Below are 7178 nucleotides of genomic sequence, written 5' to 3'. Positions count from 1 at the left end.
CACAGTCGCAGAGATTCGCACCAACGTGCAACAATTCATGGATGAGATAATGAAAACCCCTTTGACCATCATCGACCGTCTTTGTGTTAGGTTTTAATCAGGACATTCAATAGTTCAACTTATATAGAAAAGATATATATGCGATGGTTTTGTAATTTTGGGGCATGGCTTCCTCATTTTCATATGGTCCCCCACAATTATATTCAATCGTGACGTTTTTACCGAACAGAACTGGTTTTACTCCTTTGGCTCCACAGTTATCACAATTTACTCCACATCCATCTTGAACATTTGCGCTTAATTTTTCAAATTTTTTGATTGCAAGCATACGTGCGTAAGACTCACTGATCCAAGGACTCCATGCTGTAAGGATAAAAAGACTTGTGATCACAACAATACTTATAAAACTTGAATAAATCACTTTTCTCCTTTTCATATCCCCATCCCCACTCTCTTTGCATAATTAAACGTTTGAGTTGGAAAGATGTTGCGTAAAAAGTAGCATCAAGTTGTTGTTACTCCTGTCAATGTGACCGCAGGTAAAAAAAGAAAAAAGGGAAGGTTTCATTATTGGCGGGTTGCTTCTAACGGGCAAGTCGCCTTTTTTGGTGATATAGATTTATAATTTTCAGCAAATAAATTCTAAGTATCACGCTGAGAAACACACTCGTCTTTTTAAAGACGGTGAAACCGTTTCTTCTTATGATATGCTTGCTGCATGGGGCGAGGCGGAAAGAGCTAATGTGTATGGCCGCAATGCAGCGCGATTCTATCGTCTTGCAACCTAAAAAACGAGAAGCCCGGACGAGTCTACTGATGCAGCGATCAGTAATGTTCCGGGCTTCTTTATCATTCGCCGGCGGGGGAGACAAATCTGTATGACGCCAAATGCAGTTTTATCCCAAGAAAAAACAAATGAAATTGAAATAAAACCAATCGCAGTCATATTACAGCACCTTTCAAAGGCTTCTATAATGTAACACAAAGGAGCTGTCGACGATTTACGCCAGCCAGGATCTATAAATACCATTGTCAGTACGGGATGATATTACCAGCAGTTGTCCTGCTGTTCCTATTCAACTACGTTCCGATGGTCGGAATTGTAACCGCATTCAAAGACTTTCATATAGGTCTTACATTGTGGAATGCGCCATGGGGGCTTATAATTTTCTGGAATTATTTAAGTTGGTATGATTACATTAAATTAATATATTGACATCAATACATGTATCTAATAATATACTATATGCAAGCGCTTCATAAGTTCTCTATTGTAAAGTTTGGGAGGGAATGACAACGAATGATTTTATCTTTTGAAGACATTGCGAAAGATGATGAACTGATCGCGCAGTTGGCGCAGTGGCCGGTGATGAGCAAGTTTTATCGAAACTGCTTTTATAACACACTTGAAACGACAACAGAAGTGCTTGAGGATAATACTACTTTTGTATTTACAGGAGACATACCCGCGATGTGGCTTCGTGACTCCTCGGCGCAGGTTCGCCACTACATACCGCTTGCGATTACCGACGAAACGTATCAGAAAATCGTGGTTGGCTTGATAAAGCGGCAAATCCGCTATATTCAAATCGATCCCTACGCAAATGCTTTTAATAAGGAACCTAATAATCAAGGTCATAATGGAGATGTGACGAAAAGCAATCCTTGGGTTTGGGAGAGAAAATACGAAGTTGATTCGCTTTGCTACCCGATCCAGCTCGCGTATCTATACTGGAAGACGACACAAAAAACGGAAATGTTTGATGAACTGTTTAAGAAGACCATGCATGATATTATTGCGCTCTGGACATTGGAGCAACGGCATGAGGAACATTCCAACTATACATTTCAACGCTTCAATTGTCCAAAATCGGATACGCTGGAGCGCAATGGATTGGGGACACCGACAGGCTATACAGGAATGACATGGTCCGCTTTTCGACCTAGTGACGATGCCTGCATCTACCATTATTTGATTCCATCAAATATGTTTGCGGTAGTTGTGTTGCGTTATATGGAGGAAATCGCCAGAGAAGTGTATGGGGATGCGGCACTGGAGAACGATGCCAGAAAGCTTAAAGAAACGATTGATGAGGGAATCAAAGCATTCGGCTTAGTCAATCATCCTGAATACGGCGAAATCTATGCTTATGAAACCGATGGGCTCGGCAATTACAACCTGATGGATGATGCCAATGTGCCGAGTTTGCTTTCTATTCCCTATATGGGGTATGCCTCTGCTGATGATCCTGTCTATCAGAATACAAGAAGATTTATTTTAAGTTCAGGGAATCCTCAATATTATTCCGGAAAGGCAGCCAAGGGAATTGGCAGTCCGCATACACCAGTTGGCTACATCTGGCATATCAGCCTTGTGATGCAGGCATTGACATCGAAGAACGATGACGAAATAAAGGAACTGCTGCAGACGATTGTAAGCACCGATGCCGGGACTGGATTTATGCATGAAGGGTTTCATGTCGATAATCCGGACGAATATACGCGGCCGTGGTTTGCGTGGGCCAATAGTTTGTTTGGTGAATTGATCTACAAGCTGATCAAAGAGGGGAAGCAGTATCTTTTTCCGCAAGTGTAAAACTTTCTTAGTTGTTAAGGCGGGGGCCGTTCTAAGGTAATGGGCTCCGCATGACAAAATAAATGAATGTGAGAGGGGAAGAAGAATGGGGAAAAAGAATAAAGCTGTGTGGTTGCTTGCGTTTGTCCTGGTTTTTGCACTGTTTGTGAGCGGTTGCACAAGCGGTGAGAAGGGGAAACCAGAACCGGAAAAGGAGCAGAACAAGAGTGTGAATGTGAATCAGACGCCTGCGCCCGAGCCTCCAGAGGATGCAGCAGAATCGGGTCCGCCTGTTCAGGACTTGGGGGGCTACAAATTTATTGTGGCTGATAATAACCCGAATCGGTGGACGCCGCAAGAGGGAAGTTCGGATCTGGCCAATGCTATTCTTGACCGCATCAAGTGGGTGGAGGAAACGTATAACGTAAAAATCGAAGTCCGTAAGCATTCTGAGGATGAATTCAGCACAGCGGTTCTGGCCGGGGACAAGTACGCGGACATTATAATAGCTCCAACCTGGGAACTCGGCAGACATATTAACGGCAAGCGTCTGGTTGATATGAACACCATACCAAACCTTTCCCTGGACAAGGATTACTGGAAGGAATACAATACGTCCAACCTGCTCACGTATGACAAGCGGACATACGGTGTTGCAGCGCCTTTTGCTAGTCAGGGCGATGAAGTATGGGTATTGGCTTTTAATAAAGCAATTATCGAGGAATTGGGCCTGGAAAATCCGTATGAGCTGGTGAAAAATAAACAATGGACGTTTGAGAAGATGCTGGAGATGGAACAGGCGGCGAAACGCGACTTGAATGGTGACGGGGTGATGGACAGTCATGACCGTTATGGACTGGCCACGGGCCATGACTGGGATATAGCGGTGGCGTTGTATCTTGCATCGGGGAATAAAATTATTGATATTGCTGCTGACAGTAAGATGACGTATGCAGTCAATACACCGAAAGCCTATGAAACGATTGAAATGATCAAGAAGATGACCAAACGCGGCGAGACCTTCTTTCCAAAAGAAGATGGAGAGGACATGGACGCTTATGTGAAAGCGTTTGTAGATGGCAAAGCGCTGTTTCTGGCTTATTCCAGAGGACGGGGCGTTATTGATCCGATCTATGAAATGGAGAGCGATTTTGGATTTGTACCGATGCCAATGGGCAACAACACGGATGATTATCTGTCATGGGTGAGCCATGACGCGCCTTCTTTGGCTGTTCCTGTAACGAACAAAGAACTTGATAAAACCGGACTTGTAATGGAAGCGTTAGCATGGAAGGCGCAGGAAGAAGAAAAAATTCGCATGGATGAGATTGCCTTAACTAAACTGCGTGACGAGGAATCGGTTCAAATTTTAATGGACATGAAGCGATATGGCGTCTCCGATATTGCCTTTATCGGCCAGCAAATGCAAGGCAATGTCCATAGCGGGCTTGCGTTGATCCCGGAAGTTGGATTTTATGATCAGAACTTGGAGCCGGCCTCCAAAGTGGCTGAAATTGAGGAAGCGGTCAATATTGGCCTTGAAGAACTGGCGCTAAGATTGAAGGGAGAATTTGTGGAGCCAGAGCCAGAGGCAGAGTCTGAGAAGAAGGAAGAGAAAAAAGAGTAGAGCCGTCAATCTAAGCCAAGATAAAGGGGCTGTCAAATTAAAAGCTTGTATCACTTAAGGCTGCCCCTTTATATTTTTGAAACTTTGTCCACGTGGAGGATATAAATATGATGGTGCGAGTTGAGCGGTTATGAACAAAAAAATGATAACAATCGTTTCGATTGCATTAGGAATAGGGCTGCTGTTTCTTGTGTGGCCGATTGCGGCAAAAGCAGCTGACGATCCTCTTATCAAGTCACCGAGTTATGACACGTACCTGGCGCAGCATGAAAGTAAGGGTTTCGGAACCGCGGACATCACAATTCGGGCGGTTGACTTTTTAAAAACGGATATGGCGGTCAAAGTCTATCCTGATTTTGAAGGGATAGAAGGAGAATCTTTGCTCACTGCAGAAAGTGGACTCATCGAATGGGAAATTAACGTTCCAACAAGCGGATTGTACAATATTGAGCTGCTCTATTACCCTGTTGAGGGAAAAGGAAATTCAATTGAACGATTGGTCTCAATCGACGGCAAAGTTCCTTATTATGAGGCGCAATATATTAACCTCTCTCGGATCTGGAAGGATGAGGGGGAGATCGAACAGGACCGGAAAGGGAACGATGTACGGCCAAAACAGGTGGAAGCGCCAAAATGGCGCAAAGCGGTATTGCATGACTTGCTTGGCTACTACAATGACCCTTTGCTGTTTTATTTGGATAAAGGCCAGCATACAATCGGTCTCCAATCTGTACGGGAGCCGATGGTTTTAAATAATATTCGGATTTATAAAGCTGAGGAATTGAAGCCCTATTCAGAGGTGAAAGCGGGCTATGAGGCGCTGGGCTATAAAGAAGCGGACGTTGAGCCAGTCAAAATTCAGGCACAGAACAGTTATGAGAAATCGGATAATACACTGTATCCGCTCAATGACAGATCGTCTGCACTGACTGATCCGCAGGATCCGTCCAAATTGCGTTTGAACAGTATTGGCGGAGACAAATGGAAGATGCCCGGACAGTGGATCAGCTATCGGTTCAACGTAGAAAAAGACGGATTGTATAAAATATCCACGCGGTTCAAACAAAATAAGCTGGCCGGCATGTATGTCACGCGCAAGCTTATGATTGACGGCGTTGTGCCATTTAAAGAAGCCCAATCAGTCAAATTCAATTACGGGCGGGGCTGGCAGGTGCAAGCTTTGGGAGACGGCGAGCAGGAATTTGCTTTTTATTTGGAGGCAGGCGAGCATGAACTGACCATTGAAGTCGCTTTAGGGCAAATGGCGGAGGTGATCAATGATGTTGACAGCAGTCTGTCCCGGATGAATGCGATATACCGGCAAATCCTAATGATTACTGGCAGTGAACCGGATTTGTATCGCGATTATGGATTTGAAAAGCTGATTCCGGATGCAATAGCCGCCATGAAAGAGCAGGCTGCTGAGCTCAGACGACTGTCTGCGGATATGGAGGAACTGGTCGGGCAAAAAGGTGAAAATATGGTGCTGATCGATAAACTTGCTTTCCAGCTGGAACAGATGGTTAAAGACCCGGAGGCGAATATTGCCAAAACATTTACGCCCTTTAAAGAAAATATCGGCGCACTCGGAACTTGGATACTGACGGTAAGTGAGCAGCCGCTAACGCTGGACTATATTAGCGTAATGCCGCCTTCAGAGGAGCTCCCGCCACCCGAGGCTCCCTTATGGAAGCGTATCTTATTCGAAATTTTATCCTTCTTTATGTCATTTTTTGAAGATTACAACTCGCTGGCAGTCGATGAGGAAAAAGAAGGTGGAAAGCCTGTTGAAGTTTGGCTGACATCAGGCCGTGATCAGGCGCAGATTATAAGGGAGATGATCAACGATACGTTTACCCCGGAAACCGGCATTCCTGTGAAGCTGAAGCTAATCTCGGAGAATACTTTGCTGCCCTCCGTATTGGCTGGTATTGGCCCTGATATTGCGATGGGTAATCCGGTCAATGAGCCGATTCAGTTTGCATTGCGGAATGCGGTGGAGCCTTTGGGAAATATGCCAGGCTATACGGACATCCTCTCACGCTTCCATCCAAGTGCGCTTGTGCCTTTTAATCTGGATGGCACGCTTTATGCCTTGCCGGAAACGCAGAGTTTTCCGATGTTGTTTTATCGTAAAGATATTTTGCAGGAGCTGGGTCTGGAAGTTCCGGAGACATGGGAGGAGTTCTACAGCTTAATCCCTGAAATTCAGAAGCAGAATATGCAGATTGGCTTTCCTGCGGACATTACAGGCTTGCAAATTTTTCTCTATCAAAATGGCGGGGAGCTTTATGATACAGCAAGAAGTCGCTCAACGCTGGGAGATGATCAAACGATCAACGCCTTCCAGAAGCAGACCGAATTGTTTACAACCTACAAATTTCCAAGAGATTATGATTTTGCCAATCGGTTCCGTACAGGCGAAATGCCAATCGGTATTGCCGACTATACAATCTACAATCAGTTGATCGCTTTTGCGCCGGAAATAAAAGGGTTGTGGGAGTTTGTGCCGCTGCCTGGAACCGTTCGGGACGATGGAACGATTAACCGGGCTACGCCGTCTACCGGTACAGCGATTATGATGCTGCGCGGAGCCAAGGACAAGGAGGCGGCCTGGCGTTATATGACTTGGTGGACCAGCGCGGAGACGCAATCGAGATTCGGCAAGGAAATGGAAGCGGTTCTGGGCAAGGCGGCCAAGCAGGCGACAGCCAATATGGAAGCTCTCCAAAATATGCCATGGACAAAGCGCGAGTTTGATCATCTTATGACAGAATGGCAGTATGCTACAGGTACGCCTGAGGTGCCGGGGGGCTATTATGTGACCCGAAGTGTCGGCTTTGCCGCAGCTCTGGCCTACAGTAACGGTGATCCGGAGTCGCTGCTTGATTATGCACGGGAGGCTGATCTGGAAATTGCAAGAAAACGGAGAGAGTTCAGGCTTGAATGACCGTGCTACGTACTTTAGCGAAGCAG

4 protein-coding genes are annotated in these 7178 nt (G+C 45.5%); 3 read left to right on the top strand and 1 reads right to left on the bottom strand.

Features of this window, described 5'->3' with window-relative positions; all coding sequences use genetic code 11:
* Nucleotides 1-106 precede the first annotated feature (106 nt).
* Nucleotides 107-436: a hypothetical protein gene (locus tag ACFQ0N_RS21940; RefSeq protein WP_379330175.1), complete on the bottom strand. Its 330-nt coding sequence runs from the start codon at nt 434-436 to the stop codon at nt 107-109.
* A gap of 864 nt (nt 437-1300) precedes the next feature.
* Here ACFQ0N_RS21940 and ACFQ0N_RS21935 point away from each other — a divergent pair.
* From ACFQ0N_RS21935 to ACFQ0N_RS21925, 3 genes are all read left to right on the top strand, one after another.
* Nucleotides 1301-2596 (top strand): glycoside hydrolase family 125 protein, encoded by a 1296-nt coding sequence (locus ACFQ0N_RS21935; RefSeq protein ID WP_379330173.1) that lies wholly within the window; start codon nt 1301-1303, stop codon nt 2594-2596.
* Nucleotides 2597-2681: 85 nt separating this feature from the next.
* Nucleotides 2682-4202 (top strand): ABC transporter substrate-binding protein, encoded by a 1521-nt coding sequence (locus ACFQ0N_RS21930; RefSeq protein WP_379330171.1) that lies wholly within the window; start codon nt 2682-2684, stop codon nt 4200-4202.
* A gap of 130 nt (nt 4203-4332) precedes the next feature.
* Entirely contained in the window at nt 4333-7152 is a 2820-nt protein-coding gene (locus ACFQ0N_RS21925; RefSeq protein ID WP_379330169.1) for an extracellular solute-binding protein, read from the top strand.
* The last annotated feature ends 26 nt before the right edge of the window (nt 7153-7178 follow it).

This window comes from Paenibacillus sp. GCM10027626 (assembly GCF_042676285.1).
Lineage (GTDB): Bacteria > Bacillota > Bacilli > Paenibacillales > Paenibacillaceae > Paenibacillus_Z.
The sequence above is the reverse complement of the archived record's forward strand: the minus strand, read 5'-3'. Positions and strand labels throughout refer to the sequence as shown.